Source organism: Vibrio sp. (assembly GCF_047973365.1).
GTDB lineage: Bacteria > Pseudomonadota > Gammaproteobacteria > Enterobacterales > Vibrionaceae > Vibrio.
The window spans coordinates 1-23,532 of sequence record NZ_JBKEBW010000025.1 but is presented as its reverse complement, the minus strand read 5'-3'; the positions used below and the strand labels follow the sequence as shown (position 1 = coordinate 23,532).

Genomic DNA, 23,532 nt, shown 5'->3' with positions numbered 1-23,532 from the left:
AAACTGAGGTCGTTAACTATGGTAGCCAACTCATGCAAAATATTGCTCAAATATGACGTTTTTATTGCAGTGAGTGTTTTTATTCTCAGAGTTGTTTTATTTTCAGTTGTTTAATGCTCTTTGTAATATAATTGTCACCTAACGAAAATAATATGACAGTTTGGTTAAATAGGTAGATTTTTAAATGGTTCAAAGCACATTTTCATTGAAAGAACGAGATCAGAAACGATTAATCAAAGATCGTTTGGTTCGTCTTGCAGTGACATGCGGTGGTGTGAGTGTGCTGGGGGCTTTGATTCTGATCTTTATCTACCTTGGTATGGTTGTTCTTCCTCTGTTTTCTGATGCCAAGTTGAAGCCTAATTTTGCCAGCCAGCCTATTTCTGCCTCTGTACCTCAATATCTTGCTGTCGATGAATATGGTGAACGCGCCTTTATTGTTCGTTCAAACGAAAGTGACAAAGATGCGAGGGCCGAATTTTGGCTACTCAATCACGAGAAAAGCGCTCCCATCTGGATTGACCATTTGAAAATTAAGCCCACTGTGTATTCCACCGCGACACGAGATTCTGGCTGGTTTGCAATGGCGGATAGCGAGCGGAATGTGGTTGTGGTTCGTCCCCAATTTCTTTATTCAATGAGCAAACAAGGGCGAGGTTTTACGCCGGAACTTGAACATCTGTCCTTGCCTAAAAATTTTAAGCTTTCTCCTCAAGGGGCAACGGTTAAGCAATTCAGCTTTGCGGTCACTGATGAGGAAACCGTGTTTGCCAGCTATCTTGATGACAGCTCTGTGTTGGTTCGTTGGGTGGATACTTCTGCGCAAAATCAGCAAGGAGAATTTCGCTTCCCGACCGAGTTTGGCAAAGTCGACCAATTGGTTCTGACGCCGGATGCGAAGACCTTGTACATTCGTTCAGGTACAGACCTTGTGGTGGCGCTTCGTGATGGGGTACGTTTTCACATTCGTGAAGTTGTTGATTTGAGCCTTGGTGATAGTAAACACCAAGTAACGGCCATTACGCTTCTGTCCGGTGCTCATTCTCTATTGGTTTCTCACAGCGATGGTTTGGTCTCGCAGTGGTTTGATGTTTTGCATTCAACAGAATCACAAGAGGGCGAGCGTAAGCTTACGCATATTCGCGAGTTTAAACTGGCATCAGAAATGACCATGTTGCTGCCTGATACCTATCGCAAAGGTTTCTACAGTTTTTATAAAAATGGTTCGGTTCAAAACCACTACACCACCAGTGAAAAACTAGTCATCTTTGAACGTGCTTATTCCAAAGCACCGACATTGGCTGCGATGTCAGATAACGAGCGTTATTTGGCGACTTATTCTGATGGCATTATTAGTGTCGCAGAGGTGGATAACGGCTATCCGGAAGTATCATTTTCATCGTTGTGGCAGAAAGTGTGGTACGAGAGCTACCCAGAGCCTCAGTACGTATGGCAGTCGACATCCGGTGGTGATGATTTTGAAGCTAAATTTAGTTTGGTGCCTATCGCATTTGGTACCCTGAAAGCGGCGTTTTATGCGATGTTGTTTGCGGTGCCTATTGCTGTATTAGGTGCGATTTATACTGCGTATTTTATGGCACCGAAAATGCGCCGAATAGTGAAACCAACGGTTGAGCTGATGGAAGCGCTGCCCACGGTTATTATTGGCTTTCTGGCAGCTTTATGGTTTGCGCCGATTGCTGAGACGAACTTAGCATCGATAACGGCTCTGTTTATTCTTCTCCCTATCGCAATTTTGTTGATTGGTTTGGCTTGGGCTTGCTTGCCTCGCTCAATGGTTCGCAAAGCCAATGGTTGGCATTCGTTGATTCTCATTCCTTTGTTGATTGTTTTTGTCGCGTTGATTTTGTCAATGAGCAACGAAATTGAGATGTGGTTATTTGATGGCGATGTCAGGTTGCTGCTTGCATCATATGGTATCGACTTCGATCAACGAAATGCGCTGGTGGTTGGTTTTGCTATGGGCTTTGCGGTGATCCCGACCATATTTACCATTGCAGAAGATGCGATCTTCTCTGTACCCAAACATTTGTCTGATGGTTCGTTAGCTTTAGGTGCAACAGCGTGGCAGACGTTAGTAAATGTTGTGTTGTTAACCGCAAGCCCAGGTATCTTTTCAGCCGTTATGATGGGGTTAGGTCGCGCAGTGGGTGAAACGATGATCGTCTTGATGGCAACAGGTAACACACCAATTATGGATTGGAATATTCTGGAAGGCATGCGTACCTTATCGGCGACGATAGCGGTAGAACTTCCAGAATCAGAGGTGGGCAGCTCGCATTTTAGAATTCTGTTCTTGGCTGCATTACTTTTATTTGTGTTTACATTTGCAGTGAACTCGATTGCTGAGTGGGTTCGTCAGCGCCTTCGCGCGCGTTATCGTTCACTGTAATGGGTTGGATAGCTAAATGTCGTTATTGAAGTGGTTTAAATCAGGCTCTCCTTGGATATGGCTGACCAGTGGTGCGGTGAGCCTAAGTTTGATCTCGGTACTGGGTCTATTGCTGTTGATTGGTTGGAAAGGGTTAACCTACTTCTGGCCAGCGCCATTGTATCAATGGCATAGCCTAACCGAACCAGGTAAAGTGATCGTCGGACAGTTGTATGCCTCTGAAAGTGTGCCTGTCAGTCATCTGAAAGAGATGAAGGTGGTGCTTTCTCCTGAAGCATTAGAAGAGGGGAGCACCGAGCGTTTAAGTATTAAGGTCGCCAACCGAGAGCTGTATAAGGCGGATTTCATCTCACTATTAGCTGACCATGTTTCCCAGCCAGAAAAACCAACGGGTTGGGCGGTAATCGAACGTACTCGTGACGGGCAGTTTTTTGGTAAACCTGTTGGCTTCGAAAAAGCCGATGGTCAAGTCAGCTCATATATTTCAACGCTTCTTGAGCGTGGTCTACAAGAAGTCACCACTTTGCGTGAGCAGATCGATACAGTGATCGAGCAAGAGATTCGTATCGTCAGTATCGCATCTGAAAAATTGCGGTTGGAGAGACGACGTCTTGAGCTAAATGGCAAGTTAACCGAAGACTATCAAGCCAATTACCAGCAACAAAAACAAGTGCTGGATGGTAAGCGAAAACAAGCGGAACAACATCTTGATTTGCTGAGAACGCAATTAGGCCTGCAAACGCTGATTGTTGAAGATATGACAGGAAACAAAGTACGCATTCCGGTTAGCCATATTTTGCATATTTGGTATCCTAACGATATGAATACGTTGGAAAAACTGACTCAATGGTCAAAGCAGGTCTGGGCATTTCTGTCAGAGAACCCTCGTGAATCTAATTCTGAAGGTGGTGTGTTTCCTGCCATTTTTGGCACGGTATTTCTGGTGTTGCTGATGTCGGTTATCGTGATGCCTTTGGGCGTGGTAGCCGCGATATATCTTCATGAATATGCGAAAGATAATACCTTTACCCGTATTATTCGCGTTGCGGTTATCAATTTGGCCGGTGTACCGTCGATTGTGTATGGCGTATTTGGTTTGGGTTTCTTTGTTTACACCATAGGTTCATCGATCGATAGCTTGTTTTATGCAGAGCGACTTCCTGCTCCCACATTTGGCACCCCCGGTTTGCTATGGTCGGCTCTCACATTGGCTGTGCTGACTTTGCCCGTGGTGATTGTGACCACTGAAGAGGGGTTAACTCGTATTCCTAACTCAGTTCGTCATGGCTCTTTAGCGCTAGGGGCGACTCAGTTCGAAACGATTTGGCGAATTGTCTTGCCTATGGCTAGCCCTGCTATGATTACAGGGCTGATATTAGCAATAGCTCGTGCTGCGGGAGAGGTTGCGCCGTTGATGTTGGTAGGGGTAGTGAAAATTGCCTCAAGCTTGCCAGTGGATGCCGAGTTCCCTTATGTTCATCTGGAACGTAAGTTTATGCATTTAGGTTTTCATATTTACGATGTGGGTTTCCAAACCACCAATATCGAAGCCGCACGACCATTAGTGTACGCAACCTCATTTTTACTGGTAACGGTGATCGTGGCTTTGAACTTAACTGCCATTAGCATTCGCAATAATTTGCGCGAGAAATATCGTACTTTAGGACAAGATTAAGCATGTTTTCTGTTAATCAAACTTTGGGCTATCAGGCTCCGTTGAACGTCAACAATTTAACTGATCAACAAACCTCCATTTCTATTGAAGGCTTGAGCTTGTTTTATGGTCAGGCAAAAGCGTTGAGCGATATCTCTATGCGTATTCCTAAAGGACAAGTGACAGCATTTATCGGGCCTTCGGGCTGTGGTAAATCGACGTTACTTCGTTGTATCAATCGTATGAACGACCTAGTCGAAGCGTGTCGTGTTGAAGGTGAGATTAAGCTGCATGGCAAAAACGTTTATCATCCTGATGTGGATGTTGCAACACTAAGACGCCGTGTAGGAATGGTGTTTCAGCGACCGAATCCATTTCCGAAATCTATTTACGAAAATGTGGTTTACGGTCTACGTTTGCAAGGAATAAAAAACAGCCGCACTTTAGATGATGCGGTTGAGCGCGCGCTGCGCGCTGCGGCGCTGTGGGACGAAGTTAAGCATCGTCTGCATGAAAATGCTTTTGGTTTGTCTGGTGGTCAGCAGCAACGTTTGGTCATTGCACGTGCGATTGCGATTGAACCGGAAGTGTTGTTGCTCGATGAACCAACCTCGGCGCTTGATCCCATTTCCACACTGACGATTGAAGAATTGATTCACGAGCTGAAAACCAAATATACGGTTGTGATTGTTACCCATAATATGCAACAAGCGGCGCGAGTAAGTGACCATACTGCTTTTATTCATATGGGAAAATTGATCGAGTACGCAGATACGGACTCTATTTTTACTTCGCCATTGCAAAAGAAAACCGAAGATTACATTACTGGTCGATACGGTTAAGTGAACATCAGCACTTTTTACAGCAGAACTTTGCGAGTTAAGGAATTATCATGCAGCTAGGTCGCCACATTTCTGGTCAATTTAACGTTGAGCTTGAATCTATTCGTACTCAGGTATTAACCATGGGTGGGTTGGTTGAGCAGCAACTTTCATTTGCGATGCAAGCGGTGAATAAGCAGGATATTGATCTGGCAAGAAAAGTCGTGCGTGATGATCATAAAGTGAATTCGATGGAAGTCTCTATCGATGAGGCTTGTACTCGTATCATTGCCAAACGTCAGCCAGCGGCAAAAGACTTACGTCTGATCATGGCTATCATCAAAACCATTACCGATCTTGAACGCATAGGTGACGTGGCAACTAAAATGGCGTACGTAGCAATTGAAAGTCCTTCAGCCAAAGAGAGCCATTTCCAGGTTTCTTTAGAACCGCTATGCCGTAGTGCTGTGGCTATGTTGCACAAAGTTCTGGACGCTTTTGCCCGTATGGATGTAGGAGCAGCAGCCGAAGTGTATAAATTGGATGATAAATTAGACAAAGAGTACGAAGCGGTGATCCGTCAGTTGATGACTTATATGATGGAAGACCCGAAAAACATTCCGCATATTCTGCAAGTCATGTGGTCTGCCCGTGCAATTGAGCGTGTGGGCGACCGTTGCCAAAACATCTGCGAATACATCATTTACTTTGTTAAAGGCAAAGACGTTCGCCACTTGGGCGAACAATCTATCGACGATGCTTTACGTTAAAACCCAACGCGAATAATCATTACATAAGCGATTTTACAATTTCCGCGACGTTGCGAATGGCTTCTGGATTCGTCACAGGGACGATGAAGTCATCAAGGTTTTGATTGCCCATTTTGGCGCTGTTTGCCACCAACGTCATGTGGCTTGCTCGCGTTGATTTTCCTGATAAGTGCACTTCTTTAACCAAGGTTTGAGTGACAATGGCTTCCACGTTGTCACTTGATACACCTGCTCCCGCCATAATGGATAAGCGTCCATCTGCAAGTTGTACCATGTCTGCGATGACATCTGTTCCCGCTAATGCGTTGCTCGCTAGCCCTGAAGTTAGTACTCGCTCACAGCCGAGTTTGATGATGTCTTCTAATGCTTGGCGATAGTCGTGGCATTGGTCAATGGCGCGATGAAACGTGACACCTAAACCGTTGAGTTTGGCATGGTTAACAATGCGGGCGCATTTATTTATATCGACACTGCCTTCAGCTGTCAGAATGCCAAACACAATACCTTGCAAACCCGCTTCAGCAGCGGCATCAATATCATAAAGCATAGATTCGACATCATCTTGATCATAAAGAAAATCGCCTTGGCGAGGACGAATCATGGCGTAGACAGGGATCGTCGATAATTTTGCCGCTTGCTTCATCATGCCAAAACTTGGCGTGAGCCCACCGAGCGCCAAAGAAGAGCACAATTCGATACGCTTCGCTCCGCCTTCAATCGCTAAATGCAGGGATTCTAAGTTGTCGATACAAACTTCAATGTTGTAATTCATGATGAGCTCACAGCTATTTAATGTGGGGTAAGTGTATACCAATTAGCGCGGATTTTATCTAATGACTGGTGCGACCTATTACTCAATAAAAAAGCTCAAAGCTCTGGTGTTGCATGTTGCCGAATGGCATTGTTCATCAATTGAAAAATTTCATTGTGTAACCAATGAATAAAGGGATCATTACTCTTTGTTTTGTCATATAAAAAACCAAACTCACGTTGGCGTAATGTCTGGAAGTCCGGATCTGAAGAGGTTAAATAGGTTAACTGAGGCGCTAATGATTGGGCTAAATGAATCGAACAAGGAAATAGCAGATCATTATTTTGTAGCGCTTTGAGTAACACAGCAAGATGTGTCGTTCGCAGTGCGACATTAGGTTGGATACCAAATTTTTTGATATGCTCACATACTGGTATCGCTCCTTCGTTCCAATGTTTCATGATATGAACTGCCATAGGATAATGATTGAAATGATCCATCTGGAAGTCTTTTCCTACCATAGGGTGCTGCTTACGACAAGCCAGTACAAAATAATCACTTAACCCGCGTTTTTGCACCACACTTTTTGAGAGTTCAAGAGGAAAATAATGTATGGCGTAATCCACGAGGTGAGCGTTGATTTTCTGTGGTGTTGAGTCACTCCAATCATCGATGATCAGTTTGAGATTGGGTGCCTGTGTTTTCAAATGTTCCACAATCAATGGTGCAAACCATTGAGCAATTGACGCATTCAGAGCAATGGTAACATTACGTTCTTCGAGCGCCGGAATAAACACTTGCTTGTTATTCAGGCTCTCAATATCCCGCACGACTTGACTTACCGTCAACTGCAATTCGATGGCCTTTGCCGTGAGTTCCATCTTACCATTTTTTCGGGTTAACAGTTCATCCTGAAAAACTTCTCTTAATGTCCGTAATGTCCGACTTACCGCTGAAGGTGTGGTATTTAGCTGAGCGGCGGCATCATTGACACTACGAGTATCTAACAAACAACGCAATGGTTTTAGTAAATTGTAATTAAAGCTCATCTCTTTTTTATACCACTAGTCTGTACGGGTTTGAGTTAACAAAGTTGATAAGTGTTATCTAACACAATTATCAATTTTAATACAGAGGTGAGGTGATAAAATCATCTATAACATAACCTTGAGACGATATATTTCTCTGATATTTGCTGGTGATAAAGAGATAAGTAGGTGGGTTCATGATGGGTATACATACAACCGTAAAAGTGGTTGGCTCAAAATGTAATTATGATTGTAAGTACTGCTTTTATCTTGAAAAAGACCGAGTTCTTAATTCAAGAAAAGTAATGAGTCTGGAAGTGCTTGAAAGCTATATTAAAAACTATATTTCAAATCAACCATCACCCATAGTGGAATTTGCTTGGCATGGTGGCGAGCCTACCCTCGCAGGGCTTGACTTTTTTAAGCAGGCCGTTGCGTTACAAAAGCGATATGCTCAAGGCAAAATCATTAAGAATACTCTGCAAACCAATGGCTCTAAGATAGATAAACAGTGGTGCCAGTTTTTTAAGGAGAACAATTTTCTGGTCGGTTTGAGCTTAGATGGTCCCGAATGGTTGCAGGCGACTTATCGAACCAAACATGGTGCAAGTGTTTTTAGCGAGAACCTGCAAGCCCTCAAGCTTCTGCAAAAAATGAATGTTGAATACAACGTATTGGCTTGCGTGACTCAAGAGTATTGCCAGCATGCAGAAAACATTTATTCTTTTTTTAGAAAACATAAAGTTAAATACCTTCAGTTTTCTCCTGTTGTAGAGTCTTTACCATCGAAGCGAGAACGTGCCCGGGGACAACATTTTGCGGGCAATATTATTTTTTCAACGTCTCAGACAGATGAGGAATATCAACCCACAGCATGGTCAGTGAAAGGGGCTGATTATGGTCATTTTCTCGTCGATATTTTTCAACTGTGGATAAAACAAGATGTTGGCAAAGTCTTTATCTCTAACTTTGAACAAGCCTTAACACAATATATTGGTAATGAGTCACCGAATTGCATTCATGCCAAAGAGTGCGGTTCATCTTATGCGGTTGAATCTAACGGTGATGTTTACTTTTGTGACCATGTGGCTTATCCCGAATCCAATCTTGGCAATGTGATGACTCAGTCACTGCAGGAAATCAGTCAAACTACATCTCAGTTTGATTTTAATAAACACTCCCGGCTTTCTAAGCGCTGTAAGCAGTGTCGCTTTCTCAAATTATGTAATGGCGGCTGCCCGAAACATCGTTTCTTTTCTTCTTCCGGAGAATATGAAAATACGCTATGTGATGGATATTTCTATTTCTTCCAACACATAGAGAAGTATCTACAAGCGATGACCACATTAATGACCCACGGCTATCCTGCGAGCTATGTGATGCAAGCTCTGGATGGTCCTTTAATCCTCACCCCCTCAAACAAAAGGTAATGTATATATGGATGTTTTAAAAAAGACGTTCGCTATCAGTAGCTTGCTCGCGCCTTGTCTGGCATCAGCACAAGCCGTTGATAGAACGCAGCTTCCTGTCGCAGACACCGAACCTCAAACCTATGATCAACTCGATGTTCGTAATGTAGAACGACCAGCAATTACTCAACGGGTCAAAGCACCGGATGGTGCTCCAAACGTATTGGTGATTTTGTTGGATGACGTCGGTTTTAGTCAGTCTTCGCTTTTTGGAGGTGCGGTCGATATGCCGACGTTAGATGCATTGGCAAAGCAGGGGTTGGTTTATAATCAATTCCATACCACGGGGGTGAGCTCTGCAACCCGAACCGCATTGTTGACAGGGCGGAATCATCATCAGAATAATATGGGGTCAATTGCTGAAACATCGACAGCCTTCCCGGGTAACACGGGTGCAAGACCAAACAACATAGCAGCACTTCCTAAGGTATTAAAATATAATGGTTATAGCACCGCGATGTTTGGTAAAAACCATGAAATTCCACCGTGGGAAACGGGCCCTGCTGCTAACCAAAGCCTGTGGCCAACACAGATCGGTTTTGATCGGTTTTATGGCTTCTTCGGTGGCGAGACTGATCAATTTCAACCGGTCTTAGTTGACGGCAATACCCGAATCAAAACACCGCGTAAGAAGAATTACCATTTTACTGCGGATATGACAGATCAAACTATCCAGTGGTTAAATCTGCAACACAGTTATAATACCGACAAACCATTCTTTACTTATTACGCGCCAGGGGCGGTTCACGCTCCGCACCAAGCGCCCAGAGAGTGGATAGATAAGTTTAAAGGCAAGTTTTCGATGGGGTGGGATAAACTTCGTCAGGAAACCTTTGAACGTCAAAAAGCGGCTGGAATCATACCGAAAGATACTATCTTGCCACCAATGCCAGAGAATATACCGCGCTGGGACTCATTAACCAAAGATGAAAAACGCGTCTTTGAACGTCAAATGGAAGTTTATGCCGGTTACCTCGCTCATACCGATCATGAAATCGGTCGTATCGTTGATACACTGAAGAAAAATGGGGAGTTTGATAACACCTTGATTTTTTACATTGTCGGCGATAACGGTGCGAGTGGTGAAGGCAACCGCAACGGTAGCTTTAATTCACTGGCGTTCTACAATGGGGTAGAAGAAGATCCTAAATATGTATTGGATAATATAGATAAACTAGGTGGGCCGGAAAGTTTCGGACACTATGCGGCGGGTTGGTCGATTGCCGGTGATACGCCATTCGTATGGATGAAAGGTATGGCTTCCGATTTCGGTGGTACGAGAAACGGTATGGTGGTTAGCTGGCCGGATGGTATCAAACAAGGCAACAACAATATGCGAGAACAATGGTCTCACGTTATTGATATTGCCCCAACGATTCTTGATGCAGCGAAACTTCCACAGCCGGAAGAGGTTGATGGTGTTAAACAAGTGCCAATTGCTGGTGTAAGCTTCACTAAAACTTTCACCGATCCTAATGCAAAAAGCGATCATCATAGTCAATATTTTGAAATCGGTGGTAACCGGGCTATGTATAAAGATGGTTGGTTAGCTCGTGTTATCCATGTGCCGCTTTGGGAAACGTCACAGAAATTTTCGACTTTACAAGACGATCAATGGGAACTATTTGATACACGTAAAGACTGGTCTTTATCAACGAACTTAGCGAAATCAAATCCTGAAAAACTTGAGGAGATGAAGAAGCTATTCGATAAAGAAGCTGAGAAAAATCACGTCTACCCTATCGACGATAGAATTCTCGAACGTATGAACGCTGAGATTGCCGGCCGTCCGGACGCATTATTTGGCAAGAAAAGCTTAACCTTAATACGCCGGTGCCAAAGGTATTCCTGAAAACTCGTTCCTTAATATCAAAAATAAATCGTTTGATATTGTGGCCAAAGTGTCGACTGATAATGCATCAGACACTCAAGGGGTCATTATTGCTCAAGGAGGGAATTTTGGTGGTTGGACACTGTATGTCAAAGATGGCGTGCCAACATTCGAATATAACTGGTTGAATTATGAGTATACCAAGTTAAGTGGTTCGAAACTAAAATCAGGTGATAACGACATTACGGTGAAATTCCGTTATGACGAAGATGGTGTTGGTGGTAAAGGCAATAAAGCTGGTGCTGGTAAAGGCGGCAACTGTTACCTATACCTGAATGGACAGCTCATCATGAAGAAAGTCATTCCTAATACCAATAGCCGGATGTACTCTCTCGATGATGGTGTCGGTGTTGGTGAAGATGAAGGCGGTGCAGTAAGTCGCAACTATCACGCTCCATTCGAGTTTAACCAGCAAATCGAAAGTGTGACTACATCATTAGTAGAGTAGAGCCAATTATATGATTAATATAAACATATCTATGTTCTGATTGATTATAAAAAAACAAAAGCCAACCTTGATACGGTTGGCTTTTTTACGACTTTACTTCTTAACTGATTGGCGGTGCGTTATCGCTTTATATATTGTCCAACCATTAACCCGAGTTGAGCGCTCGAGCTAAGAAGTGATTACTTTTTACCTAGGTCGTCTGAGTGTTCAGATAGGAATGCAGCAACACCTTTTGGCGATGCATCCATACCTGCTTTACCTTCTTCCCACTGTGCTGGACATACTTCACCGTGTTTTTGGTGGAAGTTTAGCGCGTCAACCATACGTAGCATTTCGTCGATGTTACGACCTAGTGGTAGATCGTTAACGACTTGGTGACGAACCAGACCGTCTTCGTCGATTAGGAAAGAACCACGGAAAGCAACGCCTGCTTCTGGGTGCTCAACGTCGTAGGCTTTAACAATTTCGTGCTTAACGTCAGCAACTAGAGGGTATTTAACTTGACCGATACCGCCATCAGAGATAGCAGTGTTACGCCATGCGTTATGAGAGAATTGTGAATCGATAGAAACACCGATAACTTCAACGCCTTTCGCTTGGAAGTCTTCGAAACGCTTGTCGAATGCAATCAATTCTGATGGGCAAACGAAAGTGAAATCTAGAGGGTAGAAGAATACAACTGCTTTCTTACCTTTAGTGAACTCTTTAAAGTTGAATGCATCAACGATTTCACCGTTACCAAGTACTGCAGCAGCAGTAAAATCAGGGGCTTGACGACCTACTAGTACCATTTTTTTGCTCCTAAGCATTAAATTATGATAAGCCGACTCTCATTGTTGTCAGCTCAGTCCATCTATGTACAAGACAAACTATAGTACATTTTGTTAAATAGAAAAAAGCGAAATAAATAGATTAACTTAATCGAAAAAAGCGATAATAAATTCAATCCCAATTTAATTAACTGAATCACGTAACAGATTAATAGCTAATATGAATAAATGGCCAAGTTTAAAACAACTGCATTACTTAGTAACGCTACACGAAACCCGTCATTTTAGTGAAGCGGCATTGCGTTGCTTCGTTAGTCAGTCAACCTTGAGTAAAGGTATTCAAAACTTGGAAGAATTGATTGGTTGCCCTCTGTATGAAAAGAAAGATAAGAAAAGCCCATTAGTTTTTACCCTTGCTGGCGAACAAGTTGTCAAAAGAGCAAGGGAACTGCTCGCCAAAGGACAGGATTTAGTCGAAGTTGGCAAGTTGTGTCAAACAGATGCGATGGAAGGGCAATTAAGATTGGGCTGCATTCCCACGATTGCTCCGTTCTTGCTGGTGGATCTGGTGCAAGAGGTTAATATTCGCTATCCGAAACTGCATTTGCTGTTAAGAGAAGATACGACGGCGAACCTGTTGCAGAGTTTGCGCAATGGGGAGTTGGATGTACTGATCCTTGCTCTGCCAATGGAGATTGGCAATATGGCAAGCCGTATCGTTGGGCGTGATGCCTTTCGTATGGTGATCAGCCGTAATCAAGCTGAGGGTATTCGTGTACCAATTAAGTACGCTGATTTACCGGATGAATCCGTGTTCCTGTTGGAAAACGAACATTGTTTAACTGAGCACGCCGTTTCTGCCTGCAAGCTGACCGATAAAGAGAAGATCAATCCATTCACGGCAACCAGTTTACATACTCTGGTACAAATGGTTGCCAATGGTCTGGGAACGACCTTTATTCCACAAATGGCGATTGAGCACGGATTATTAGAGAACCAAAACCTCGTGGTGATTGATCCTCCAGGCCAGCAAGCTTACCGAGAAATTGGCTTAATTTGGCGCCCGAGTTCTTCTCGAAGTCACACTTTTAATCTTCTTGCCGATCTGGTGTCGGAGATGCTTTAGACGTTTATCTATAGTAGAAATGCACTGTTACTGGTGCGTTTTTTAGTTTTTTATACTTTTTAGATCGCTTTTTCTGTGAAATTTCACAAGACCAAAGCTTATGAAGCTTTCATAAAATTGTAAAAATTCACAAAGTTAATTTTACAATTTTGCCCCTCGTTAGTGTTTAAATAAATCATCAGGTTGTTATCCAAGTCGCCAGTATTTCAGTACTTTCTAATTTTTACCTTCTATTTCGCTTCGTTTAAATCGTATCTTCGACATAAGAAAGTATGTAATTATATTACGTAATAAATTACATGATCTGCATTTTTAAAATGGCTAATTACTGAACCGAAGAAAACTTTGAATTTTGCACAAATGAATTTTTAGTCTTTTACTAATAGCTTTTTCAAGTTAGTGTTTATTTAACTTTTATAGACTTATGTCTAGTCAGATAAACGTTGAAATTAAGTGTGCTTTGAGTGATTGTATCGACATGGAAAGCATGGAAGGTTTAATAAATTAAAATGTAATTTGTGGTTTTAAATTTACAAATGAAATTTTAAGTAAAAAGGAAGAAGATATGTTTGCTCAAACGTCAGATTCGAACATCGCATTAGAGAGAGAGTCAGGTTGCCACTCTCGATTAACAATCACTGGAGAGCTTGCTCCACAACATCAAGTTATTTTTCCAAGTGAAGCTCAGGCTTTCCTATCCGAATTGTGTGTTCGCTATGCAGCAAGAGTGGACGAATTACTCGCTGAACGTGAACGCAAACAACAAATAATCGACAACGGTCAGTTGCCTGACTTCCTCAGCGAAACGCAGGACATTCGCGAAGGAAGCTGGAAAATTCTCGGTATCCCAAGTGATTTGCAAGATCGCCGTGTAGAAATCACCGGTCCCACGGATCGTAAGATGGTCATTAACGCATTGAACGCCAATGTAAAAGTGTTTATGGCGGATTTTGAAGACTCGATGTCACCGGCTTGGGATAAAGTATTAGACGGTCAAATCAACCTTCGCGATGCCGTCAATGGCACCATTAGCTATACCAACCCGGATAACGGTAAAAACTACCAACTCAAAGAAGATCCAGCGGTACTGATTTGTCGCGTACGTGGTCTGCATCTGCGTGAGAAACATGTCACCTTTGACGGACAAATTATTCCGGGCGCTCTGTTTGATTTCGCTTTGTATTTCTTTAACAACTACAAAGCGTTATTGAAAAAAGGCAGCGGTCCATATTTTTACCTGCCAAAACTGCAAGCCTATCAAGAAGCAAAATGGTGGAGTGATGTTTTTCATTTCACGGAAGACTACTTTGGGTTAGAAACCGGCACCATCAAAGCCACAGTATTGATTGAAACACTGCCTGCTGTTTTTCAGATGGATGAAATTCTGTTTGCACTGAAAGAACACATTGTTGGTCTTAACTGTGGACGTTGGGATTATATCTTCAGCTATATCAAAACTCTGAAAAAACACGCAGACCGTGTACTGCCTGATCGTCAAGTTGTAACGATGGATAAGCCGTTTCTCAACGCTTATTCGCGCTTGCTGATTTATACCTGTCATAAGCGTGGCGCATTTGCCATGGGCGGTATGGCGGCATTCATTCCAGCAAAAGATCCGCAAGTGAACTCTCAGGTTCAGGACAAAATCCGCAATGACAAACTGTTGGAAGCGACCAATGGCCATGACGGTACCTGGGTTGCCCATCCGGGGCTTGCTGATACCGCTATGGATGTGTTTAACCAAGTGCTTGGTGAACGCAGCAATCAGTTGGATGTGAGCCGCTTGTCCGATGCGCCTATCACCGCAGAAGACTTATTGGCGCCATGTGACGGTGTAAGAAGCGAAGAGGGGATGAGACACAATATTCGCGTTGCGCTGCAATACATCGAAGCTTGGATCTCAGGTAACGGTTGTGTGCCTATCTATGGACTGATGGAAGATGCGGCGACAGCGGAAATATCCCGTACTTCGATTTGGCAATGGATTCAACATGATAAGTCGCTGGATAACGGTCAGATCGTGACCAAAGATCTGTTCCGTCAATATCTAGCTGAAGAGATAGAAGTTGTGAAATCTGAACTGGGTGAAGAACGTTTTAACTCAGGTCGATTTAGCGAAGCTGCTGAGCTGATGGAAAAACTGACCACCAGTGATGAACTGACCAATTTCTTAACCGTGCCCGGTTATGAATATTTAGCTTGATCCGATTTTTAAATCAATAAAAACCTTTTTTTTAAAAAATAACAACAACGTGAAACGAAACTTAACTGAAACAACCAAATAGTCAGCTCAATATCAGCGAGTGCAGTACTGATAGCGAAAGGACGCTCATACCAAGAGGGATAGATTATGACACTGACTCGCCGCCAACAAATTGAAGCGTTAGAAAAAGATTGGGCAACGAATCCTCGTTGGAACAACGTAAAACGCACTTACACCGCTGAAGAAGTGGTGAACCTACGTGGTTCTATGATTCCAGCAAACACAATTGCACAACGTGGTGCAGACAAACTTTGGTCACTGGTGAATGGCAGTGCTAAAAAGGGCTATGTGAACTGTCTAGGCGCATTGACTGGTGGTCAGGCAGTTCAGCAAGCAAAAGCTGGTATTGAAGCGATTTATCTTTCAGGCTGGCAGGTTGCTGCGGATAACAATAGTGCCTCGACCATGTATCCGGATCAGTCACTGTACCCAGTCGATTCTGTACCGAGCGTGGTTAAGCGTATCAACAACTCGTTCCGTCGCGCTGATCAAATCCAGTGGTCAAACGGTGTAACACCAGAAGAAGGTATTGATTACTTTCTACCGATCGTTGCCGACGCAGAAGCGGGTTTCGGTGGTGTTCTGAATGCTTATGAGCTGATGAAATCCATGATTGAAGCGGGTGCGGCGGGTGTTCACTTTGAAGACCAATTAGCATCCGTGAAGAAATGTGGTCACATGGGCGGTAAAGTATTAGTGCCGACTCAGGAAGCGATACAAAAATTGATTGCAGCTCGATTGGCAGCAGACGTAGCAGGCACGACAACTCTGGTGATTGCTCGTACTGATGCCAACGCGGCAGATTTGCTGACATCCGACTGTGATCCATACGACGCAGACTTTATCGTAGGCGAAAGAACCAGCGAAGGTTTCTACCGTGTACGTGCAGGTATTGATCAAGCGATAGCGCGCGGACTTGCTTACGCACCCTACGCTGACCTTGTGTGGTGTGAAACGGCAAAACCAGATTTGGATGAAGCACGTAAATTCGCACAAGCGATTTTAGAACAGTACCCTGACCAACTGCTGGCTTATAACTGTTCTCCATCGTTTAACTGGGAAAAGAACCTGGATCCAGAAACCATTGCGCAGTTCCAACAAGAACTTTCAGACATGGGCTACAAGTATCAGTTCATTACATTAGCTGGCATCCATAACATGTGGTTCAACATGTTTGAGTTGGCACACGCTTATGCTCAAGGTGAAGGTATGCGTCACTATGTTGAAATGGTTCAACGCCCTGAATTTGCTGCGGCTGAAAAAGGTTATACCTTTGTCGCTCACCAACAAGAAGTGGGTACTGGTTATTTCGATAAGATGACCAATACCATTCAAGGCGGAAATTCATCAGTTACTGCCTTGAATGGTTCTACGGAAGAAGACCAGTTTTAACACTATAATTAGGTTATGAATATTTGAGCGGCTTTGGTCGCTCTTCTTTTTTGTTTACCTTTTAGACATGATGAGAGAGAGCCTGATTAAACTATAAAATCGTTAAAGATCATCGTCGACTTCTTCGGGTTCTATTTCTTCCTGCAACTCTAACAAGCTGATAGCAATCGAGACGAAGTCGCTATCCGTAATGATGCCAACTAATTCACCTTTAGCTATTACGGGTAAGCAACCGACTTTGTGTTTTTGCATATACATGGCGCTCTCTTTTAACCCTGCTCGCGGGGAAACGGACATCACTTGCGTATGCATAATTTCATAAAGCGGAGAGTCGTCCGTATACGAAGTGGTACTAGAGGCTTTTTGTAGACTCGATTCTTGTGCGGCCAGTATATCTCTTTGAGTGACTACTCCCAGTAGTTTCTTGTCTGCATCAACAATAGGAATATGGCGAATATCTAACGCTTCCATCATGTGCTTAGCATCAGAGAGTGTGTTTGAACGCAGCAAAGTATGAGGGTTACGAGTCATCATGTCTTCGACTTTAATCATATCTAACTCCTGTCACATCCGGCTTATCATAACTCTTTGGTTCTTGCCTAAAGCATAGTTTCTCTAAGGATAAATAACTGAGAGCTTGCCCAACTTTTATCTCGAATTGGCGTAATTGATCGTTGATTACAAACTATTGTCTTTCCATTGACGCTTCGGGGGGCACAATCCTGTATCTTGCGGTTGCTTAGGTATATACTACCGCGCCGCGAAAAGATTGATCGCTAAACCCATATAGAGAACGAATAGACAGTCATGCAAGTTTCAGATTTCCATTTTGAACTTCCAGACGAGCTTATTGCTCGTTACCCAAAAGCAGACCGTACCGCCAGCCGTTTGCTGCAGTTGGACGGTAATACCGGTGCAATAACCGATAGCACCTTTAAAAATGTCCTCGATCTGGTTGCAGCGGGTGATCTTTTAGTGTTTAACAATACCCGTGTTATTCCTGCTCGTATGTTTGGCCGTAAAGCTTCAGGGGGCAAACTCGAAGTATTGGTTGAGCGTATGCTTGATGAGCACACGATTCTTGCTCACGTTCGATCTTCTAAGCCGCCAAAACCGAATACAGAATTGTATCTGGGTGAAAATGATGAATACCATGCAGTGATGGTTGCGCGTCATGATGCGCTGTTTGAAATTCGCTTTACGGACGAAAAAGCCGTATTAGAAATTTTAAATGACATCGGTCATATGCCATTGCCGCCTTACATCGATCGCCCAGATGAAGATGCAGATAAAGAACGTTACCAAACGGTTTATAACCAAAAACCGGGTGCGGTAGCTGCACCGACTGCTGGCTTGCACTTCGATGAAACCTTGCTTGAGCAAATCAAAGCGAAAGGTGTTGAGTTTGCTTATGTCACTTTGCATGTAGGGGCTGGGACATTCCAACCTGTTCGTGTAGACAATATCAACGATCACCACATGCACGCAGAATACGTAGAAGTACCTCAAGAAGTGGTGGATGCGATTGCTGCAACCAAAGCTCGTGGCGGTCGTATTATCGCTGTGGGTACAACCTCTGTGCGTTCTTTAGAGAGTGCTGCGCAAGACGCATTAAGCAAAGGTACAGAGTTGGTTCCTTTCTTTGGTGACACCGAGATCTTTATTTTTCCGGGTTATCAATACCAGTTAGTGGATGGTTTGATTACCAATTTCCATCTACCTGAATCAACGCTAATTATGTTAGTAAGTGCATTCGCGGGTTACGAACATACTATGGCGGCCTATGAGCATGCAGTGAAAGAACAATACCGTTTCTTTAGTTACGGTGATGCAATGTTCATAACCAAGAGAACTATTTGAAGCGAAAAGCGTCATACTCTTAATTTATATTTGAAGCTATCTGGACACTTTTCCGGGTAGCTGTTTGTACCTAGGTTAGTGTTAATTTAATGCCTATTCGTTATGTAAAACTTGCGTAGGTATCAATCCGTCAGACTGTTTCTCTGACATTTGGAGGCTTTGTGAAACTACAATTCAATCTAAAAAAGAAAAATGGCAATGCGCGTCGCGGTCAACTGACTTTTGAACGTGGCACAGTGCAAACGCCTGCGTTTATGCCTGTTGGTACTTACGGTACGGTAAAAGGTATGACACCGGAAGAAGTGGCTGATACTGGCGCACAAATTCTACTGGGTAACACTTTCCACCTTTGGTTACGTCCAGGCCAAGAAGTGATGAAAATGCACGGTGACCTGCATGATTTCATGAACTGGCAAGGTCCAATTTTGACCGATTCAGGCGGTTTCCAAGTGTTCAGCCTTGGTGATATTCGTAAAATCACTGAGGAAGGTGTGCATTTCCGTAACCCAGTAAACGGTGACAAGATTTTCATGGACGCTGAAAAGTCGATGGAGATCCAAAAAGATCTCGGTTCAGACATTGTGATGATTTTCGATGAATGTACGCCATACCCGGCAACACATGATGAAGCGAAGAAATCAATGGAGATGTCACTTCGTTGGGCACAACGTTCTCGCGATCATTTTGACAAGCTTGAAAACCCGAACTCTTTATTCGGTATCGTTCAAGGTAGCGTATACGAAGACCTGCGCGATGTTTCTGTAAAAGGTCTGACGGAAATTGGTTTTGATGGCTACGCTGTCGGTGGTCTGGCTGTGGGCGAACCTAAAGAAGACATGCATCGTATGCTTGAGCACACTTGTCCTCAATTGCCGGAAGACAAACCACGTTACTTAATGGGTGTTGGTAAACCAGAAGATTTAGTGGAAGGTGTCCGTCGTGGTATCGATATGTTCGACTGTGTAATGCCAACACGTAATGCACGTAACGGTCATTTATTCGTGACTGGTGGCGTGATTAAGATTCGTAACTCGGCCCATAAAACGGATACTTCACCATTGGATCCGCATTGTGATTGTTATACTTGCAAAAATTACTCGAAATCGTATCTTCACCACTTAGATCGTTGTAATGAAATTTTAGGTGCTCGCCTAAATACTATTCATAACTTACGCTACTACCAACGTTTGATGGAAAGTATCCGTACTGCGATTGATGAAGACCGTTTCGAGCAATTTGTAGAAGAGTTCTACGCACGACGTAATCGTGAAGTGCCACCTCTACAAAAAGAGAAAGCGTAATGTTGATGCCAGCATGTGTGCTGGCATCAATGTAATTTCGTGCGCTAAGTTGGATTTATCTCTTTCCTGACTTGAATTTAGCGTTGCGCAACCCAATAGATTTCACACTAGACAAAATAACTTAGAGGACATTTCTCAATGAGTCTAATTTCTGTAGCACACGCGGCGCCTGCTGGTACTCCAGCTGGTGGTGGTTTTGAAATGCTAATCATGCTTGGCATGTTTGCAGTCATCTTCTACTTCATGATTTACCGCCCACAATCTAAGCGCGTAAAAGAGCACAAAAACCTAATGGCTTCTATGACTAAAGGTGATGAAGTGCTTACCAGTGGTGGACTAGTTGGTCGCATCACTAAAATTGCAGAAGACAACGATTATGTGTCTATTGCTCTTAATGAGAACAACGAAATCGTTCTTAAAAAAGACTTTATTACAGCAGTATTACCAAAAGGTACGCTGAAATCTCTATAAACAGCTAGAGGATCTTCTCTGTGCTAAACCGTTATCCGTTATGGAAGTACTTGATGGTGGTATTTGTTATTGCCGTCTCTGCTTTGTATGCACTTCCAAATCTTTACGGTGAAGATCCAGCTATTCAAATTACAGGGGCGCGTGGCGCCTCTGTAGATCTGTCAACGCTGGATTCTGTCACTAAAGCGCTGGATAAAGCGCAACTTTCTCATAAATCCATTGGTCTCGAAAATGGATCTATTCTGGTTCGATTCAATGACACTGACACCCAAATCAGTGCTCGCGATGTCGTGAGTGAAGCTCTGGGTAAAGACACTATCGTGGCATTGAACTTAGCAGCATCAACTCCTGATTGGCTTGAAGCCATTGGCGCAGCGCCAATGAAGCTTGGTCTTGACCTTCGTGGTGGTGTTCACTTCTTGATGGAAGTGGATATGGACGCAGCGATGGAAAAATTGGTCAGTCAACAAGAAGAAGCATTCCGCAGTGAACTGCGAGAAGACAAAATTCGCTACCGTGCAATTCGTCCTCTTAAAGATTCAGTAGAAGTGGTGTTACGTGATGCAGAGCAACTTGCTCAAGCAAAAACCTCTTTAGAAGAAAAACACCGCGATATGATGTTTATTGCTGATGATGAAAGCAATCAATTCGTGCTGAAAGCGCAATTCTCTGAAGCTCGTCTACAAGAAATCCGTAACTATGCTGTTGAGCAAAACATCAGTATCTTACGTAACCGTGTAAACGAACTGGGTGTTGCTGAGCCGCTGGTACAACGTCAGGGCGCGACTCGTATCGTTGTTGAACTGCCAGGTGTTCAGGACACGGCTCGTGCGAAAGAGATCCTTGGTGCAACGGCGACGCTTGAATTTCGCGAAGTGGATGACAAGGCTGATTTAGCCGCTGCCGCTGCGGGTCGTGTACCTGCGGGTAGTGAAGTTAAGTTTGACCGTGATGGTCGTCCGGCAGTACTTAAGAAGCGTGTGATTCTTGGTGGTTCAAGCATTACTGATGCAAGCTCAAGTACTGACGAGTATGGTCGTCCGCAGGTAAACATCTCACTGGATAGTGAAGGTGGCGCGAAAATGTCAGCGTTCTCTAAAAAGAACATTGGCAAGCTGATGGCGACGGTATTTGCTGAGTACAAAGACAGCGGTCGTAAGACACCAGAAGGTAAAGTTATCTTAGCTAAGCACGAAGAAGTGGTTAACCAAGCAACGATCCAATCTGCTCTAGGCCGTAGTTTCCGTATTACCGGTATCGATTCAGTGACTGAAGCTCATAACCTTGCACTTCTACTGCGTGCAGGTGCTCTGATTGCGCCGATTTCGATTGTAGAAGAACGCACCATTGGTCCATCAATGGGTCAACAGAATATCGATATGGGTATTCAAGCGTGTGTATGGGGTATGGTTGCCGTAATGCTATTCACGCTGCTTTACTACCGCAAGTTTGGTTTGATTGCCAATGTGGCACTGTGTGCAAACCTTGTGTTGATCATCGGCGTGATGTCGATGATCCCGGGTGCAACAATGACTCTGCCTGGAATCGCGGGTATCGTATTAACCGTCGGTATGGCGGTGGATGCCAACGTTCTGATCTTTGAGCGTATTCGTGAAGAACTGCGTGACGGGCGTAACCCGCAGCAAGCGATTCACCAAGGCTATGCAAATGCATTCAGTACTATCGCCGATGCGAACATCACAACCTTAATTACGGCAATCATTCTGTTTGCTGTAGGTACGGGGGCGATCAAAGGTTTCGCGGTGACTCTGTCTATCGGTATTCTCACTTCAATGTTTACTGCAATTATCGGCACTCGTTGTATCGTCAACTTGCTGTACGGTGGTAAACGCATCAACAAATTGTCGATCTAAGGGTAGGAATTGGTATGTTTCAAATTCTGAAAACAGATAAATCGATCGACTTTATGCGTTGGTCGAAGTTTGCGTTCATTTTCTCGATACTCATGATCGGAGCTTCGATTTTCACACTATCGACAAAATGGCTGAACTGGGGCTTAGATTTCACTGGCGGTACATTGATTGAGGTTGGTTTTGAACAACCCGTCAACCTTGAAGAAATCCGTGTTGCGCTAGAAGCGAAAGGCTTTGGTGATGCAACGGTACAGAACTTTGGTTCTGCGAGAGATGTGATGGTTCGTCTTCGTCCACGTGAAAATGTGGCAAGTGAAGCTTTAGGCAATCAAATCTTAAGCGCAATTAAAGACGGTACTGGTGAATCGGTTGAAATGCGTCGTATCGAGTTCGTTGGTCCTAACGTAGGTGACGAACTAACAGAAGCGGGCGGTTTAGCGATTTTAGTATCGCTACTGTGTATTCTTCTATACGTCTCTATGCGATTCGAGTGGCGTTTAGCGGCAGGTGCGGTATTAGCACTGGCGCACGACGTGATCATTACACTTGGTATTTTCTCGCTAGTGCAAGTAGAAGTGGACTTAACCATCGTTGCGGCATTGCTCACGGTTGTTGGTTATTCACTCAACGATACCATAGTGGTATTCGACCGTATCCGTGAGAACTTCCGCAAGATGCGTAAAGGCGAACCTACTGAAATCATGAATGACTCGATCACTCAAACATTAAGTCGTACCTTGATTACTTCAGGTACCACATTGTTTGTAGTTATCGCTCTGTTTGTTCAAGGCGGACCTATGATTCACGGTTTCGCAATGGCGCTGTTATTGGGTATCACTGTGGGTACTTACTCTTCAATCTATGTGGCTTCAGCTCTAGCATTGAAATTAGGTATTACTCGTGAGCACTTACTGACTCCTCAAGTGGAGAAAGAAGGTGCTGAATTTGACGATATGCCATAACCGGCATATGCATCAAACAGTTAAAAGCCACTGATTCGTAGGTGGTTTTTTTGCCTGAACTTTAAATAATACCATATATGGACCCTCTCTTATTGCAAGAGACAATCATGATAATTTCTGATACTCAATTGCTCCCATATATTCGGCTTTGGGTATCAGATTACCCGCCTTGATGGATATCCGAACCTAGCTTTCATATCATTCGTCGCGGCTTCAATGAGCCCTTGGTATAACCTGATTGGAACTAGGTGGTTATGAGCCTTCAATC

19 protein-coding genes are annotated in these 23,532 nt (G+C 43.7%); 15 read left to right on the top strand and 4 right to left on the bottom strand.

Annotated elements, in window-relative coordinates:
* The first annotated feature begins 184 nt into the window (after positions 1–184).
* Genes ACK5MF_RS03980 through phoU form a run of 4 tightly spaced genes read left to right on the top strand, consistent with a single transcriptional unit; the run spans position 185 to position 5,658 of the window.
* Positions 185–2,413 carry an ABC transporter permease subunit gene (locus ACK5MF_RS03980; protein WP_416919589.1) on the top strand — a complete coding sequence of 743 codons (2,229 nt, stop codon included), beginning with the start codon at positions 185–187 and terminating at the stop codon, positions 2,411–2,413.
* Positions 2,414–2,429: 16 nt separating this feature from the next.
* Positions 2,430–4,088, top strand: a complete 1,659-nt coding sequence (gene pstA, locus ACK5MF_RS03975; protein WP_416919587.1) for a phosphate ABC transporter permease PstA — start codon at positions 2,430–2,432, stop codon at positions 4,086–4,088.
* A gap of 2 nt (positions 4,089–4,090) precedes the next feature.
* A complete protein-coding gene (gene pstB, locus ACK5MF_RS03970; protein WP_416919585.1) occupies positions 4,091–4,909 on the top strand; it encodes a phosphate ABC transporter ATP-binding protein PstB in 819 nt (272 codons plus the stop codon).
* Positions 4,910–4,959: 50 nt separating this feature from the next.
* A complete protein-coding gene (phoU, locus tag ACK5MF_RS03965) occupies positions 4,960–5,658 on the top strand; it encodes a phosphate signaling complex protein PhoU (protein ID WP_416919583.1) in 699 nt (232 codons plus the stop codon).
* Positions 5,659–5,677: 19 nt separating this feature from the next.
* Here the strand turns inward: phoU and ACK5MF_RS03960 are convergent, their stop codons facing one another.
* On the bottom strand, positions 5,678–6,430 hold the full coding sequence (locus ACK5MF_RS03960) for a copper homeostasis protein CutC (RefSeq protein ID WP_416919581.1): 753 nt from the start codon (positions 6,428–6,430) through the stop codon (positions 5,678–5,680).
* A gap of 95 nt (positions 6,431–6,525) precedes the next feature.
* Entirely contained in the window at positions 6,526–7,458 is a 933-nt protein-coding gene (locus tag ACK5MF_RS03955; RefSeq protein ID WP_416919579.1) for a LysR family transcriptional regulator, read from the bottom strand.
* 176 nt (positions 7,459–7,634) lie between these two features.
* On the opposite strand from ACK5MF_RS03955, the gene ACK5MF_RS03950 reads away from it, so the two are divergent.
* The 3 genes from ACK5MF_RS03950 to ACK5MF_RS03940 are packed head-to-tail and all read left to right on the top strand — an operon-like array spanning position 7,635 to position 11,245.
* Entirely contained in the window at positions 7,635–8,867 is a 1,233-nt protein-coding gene (locus ACK5MF_RS03950; RefSeq protein WP_416919577.1) for an anaerobic sulfatase maturase, read from the top strand.
* A gap of 7 nt (positions 8,868–8,874) precedes the next feature.
* The gene (locus ACK5MF_RS03945) at positions 8,875–10,758 is read left to right on the top strand and encodes a sulfatase-like hydrolase/transferase (protein ID WP_416919575.1); all 1,884 of its coding nucleotides are present in this window, start codon (positions 8,875–8,877) and stop codon (positions 10,756–10,758) included.
* A 49-nt stretch (positions 10,759–10,807) separates the two neighbouring features.
* Positions 10,808–11,245 carry a hypothetical protein gene (locus tag ACK5MF_RS03940; RefSeq protein WP_416919573.1) on the top strand — a complete coding sequence of 146 codons (438 nt, stop codon included), beginning with the start codon at positions 10,808–10,810 and terminating at the stop codon, positions 11,243–11,245.
* 179 nt (positions 11,246–11,424) lie between these two features.
* On the opposite strand, the gene ACK5MF_RS03935 is transcribed toward ACK5MF_RS03940, so the two are convergent.
* A complete protein-coding gene (locus tag ACK5MF_RS03935; protein ID WP_416919571.1) occupies positions 11,425–12,036 on the bottom strand; it encodes a peroxiredoxin C in 612 nt (203 codons plus the stop codon).
* Between the two features lie 199 nt (positions 12,037–12,235).
* Here ACK5MF_RS03935 and ACK5MF_RS03930 point away from each other — a divergent pair, with 199 nt between their 5' ends.
* From ACK5MF_RS03930 to aceA, 3 genes are all read left to right on the top strand, one after another.
* Complete coding sequence (locus tag ACK5MF_RS03930) at positions 12,236–13,141, top strand: hydrogen peroxide-inducible genes activator (protein ID WP_416919569.1); 906 nt, start codon at positions 12,236–12,238, stop codon at positions 13,139–13,141.
* Between the two features lie 565 nt (positions 13,142–13,706).
* Positions 13,707–15,344 (top strand): malate synthase A, encoded by a 1,638-nt coding sequence (gene aceB, locus ACK5MF_RS03925; protein ID WP_416919567.1) that lies wholly within the window; start codon positions 13,707–13,709, stop codon positions 15,342–15,344.
* Between the two features lie 147 nt (positions 15,345–15,491).
* A complete protein-coding gene (aceA, locus tag ACK5MF_RS03920; protein WP_416919565.1) occupies positions 15,492–16,796 on the top strand; it encodes an isocitrate lyase in 1,305 nt (434 codons plus the stop codon).
* A gap of 102 nt (positions 16,797–16,898) precedes the next feature.
* Here the strand turns inward: aceA and ACK5MF_RS03915 are convergent, their stop codons facing one another.
* A complete protein-coding gene (locus tag ACK5MF_RS03915; protein WP_416919563.1) occupies positions 16,899–17,348 on the bottom strand; it encodes a CBS domain-containing protein in 450 nt (149 codons plus the stop codon).
* Positions 17,349–17,603: 255 nt separating this feature from the next.
* On the opposite strand from ACK5MF_RS03915, the gene queA reads away from it, so the two are divergent.
* From queA to secF, 5 genes are all read left to right on the top strand, one after another.
* A complete protein-coding gene (gene queA, locus ACK5MF_RS03910; protein ID WP_416919561.1) occupies positions 17,604–18,656 on the top strand; it encodes a tRNA preQ1(34) S-adenosylmethionine ribosyltransferase-isomerase QueA in 1,053 nt (350 codons plus the stop codon).
* A 161-nt stretch (positions 18,657–18,817) separates the two neighbouring features.
* A complete protein-coding gene (gene tgt / locus ACK5MF_RS03905) occupies positions 18,818–19,957 on the top strand; it encodes a tRNA guanosine(34) transglycosylase Tgt (protein WP_416919559.1) in 1,140 nt (379 codons plus the stop codon).
* A gap of 138 nt (positions 19,958–20,095) precedes the next feature.
* The gene (yajC, locus tag ACK5MF_RS03900; protein ID WP_165310466.1) at positions 20,096–20,428 is read left to right on the top strand and encodes a preprotein translocase subunit YajC; all 333 of its coding nucleotides are present in this window, start codon (positions 20,096–20,098) and stop codon (positions 20,426–20,428) included.
* A 20-nt stretch (positions 20,429–20,448) separates the two neighbouring features.
* Positions 20,449–22,302: a protein translocase subunit SecD gene (secD, locus tag ACK5MF_RS03895; protein WP_416919557.1), complete on the top strand. Its 1,854-nt coding sequence runs from the start codon at positions 20,449–20,451 to the stop codon at positions 22,300–22,302.
* 14 nt (positions 22,303–22,316) lie between these two features.
* Positions 22,317–23,264 (top strand): protein translocase subunit SecF, encoded by a 948-nt coding sequence (gene secF / locus ACK5MF_RS03890; RefSeq protein ID WP_416919555.1) that lies wholly within the window; start codon positions 22,317–22,319, stop codon positions 23,262–23,264.
* The last annotated feature ends 268 nt before the right edge of the window (positions 23,265–23,532 follow it).

Coding starts and splice junctions, on each gene's coding strand:
- ACK5MF_RS03945 (WP_416919575.1), top strand. CDS start 8,875: ATGGATGTTTTAAAAAAGACGTTCGCTATCAGTAGCTTGCTCGCGCCT.
- ACK5MF_RS03950 (WP_416919577.1), top strand. CDS start 7,635: ATGATGGGTATACATACAACCGTAAAAGTGGTTGGCTCAAAATGTAAT.
- ACK5MF_RS03980 (WP_416919589.1), top strand. CDS start 185: ATGGTTCAAAGCACATTTTCATTGAAAGAACGAGATCAGAAACGATTA.
- aceB (WP_416919567.1), top strand. CDS start 13,707: ATGTTTGCTCAAACGTCAGATTCGAACATCGCATTAGAGAGAGAGTCA.
- ACK5MF_RS03915 (WP_416919563.1), bottom strand. CDS start 17,348: ATGATTAAAGTCGAAGACATGATGACTCGTAACCCTCATACTTTGCTG.
- pstB (WP_416919585.1), top strand. CDS start 4,091: ATGTTTTCTGTTAATCAAACTTTGGGCTATCAGGCTCCGTTGAACGTC.
- ACK5MF_RS03955 (WP_416919579.1), bottom strand. CDS start 7,458: ATGAGCTTTAATTACAATTTACTAAAACCATTGCGTTGTTTGTTAGAT.
- yajC (WP_165310466.1), top strand. CDS start 20,096: ATGAGTCTAATTTCTGTAGCACACGCGGCGCCTGCTGGTACTCCAGCT.
- pstA (WP_416919587.1), top strand. CDS start 2,430: ATGTCGTTATTGAAGTGGTTTAAATCAGGCTCTCCTTGGATATGGCTG.
- ACK5MF_RS03935 (WP_416919571.1), bottom strand. CDS start 12,036: ATGGTACTAGTAGGTCGTCAAGCCCCTGATTTTACTGCTGCTGCAGTA.
- ACK5MF_RS03960 (WP_416919581.1), bottom strand. CDS start 6,430: ATGAATTACAACATTGAAGTTTGTATCGACAACTTAGAATCCCTGCAT.
- phoU (WP_416919583.1), top strand. CDS start 4,960: ATGCAGCTAGGTCGCCACATTTCTGGTCAATTTAACGTTGAGCTTGAA.
- aceA (WP_416919565.1), top strand. CDS start 15,492: ATGACACTGACTCGCCGCCAACAAATTGAAGCGTTAGAAAAAGATTGG.
- ACK5MF_RS03930 (WP_416919569.1), top strand. CDS start 12,236: ATGAATAAATGGCCAAGTTTAAAACAACTGCATTACTTAGTAACGCTA.
- queA (WP_416919561.1), top strand. CDS start 17,604: ATGCAAGTTTCAGATTTCCATTTTGAACTTCCAGACGAGCTTATTGCT.
- secF (WP_416919555.1), top strand. CDS start 22,317: ATGTTTCAAATTCTGAAAACAGATAAATCGATCGACTTTATGCGTTGG.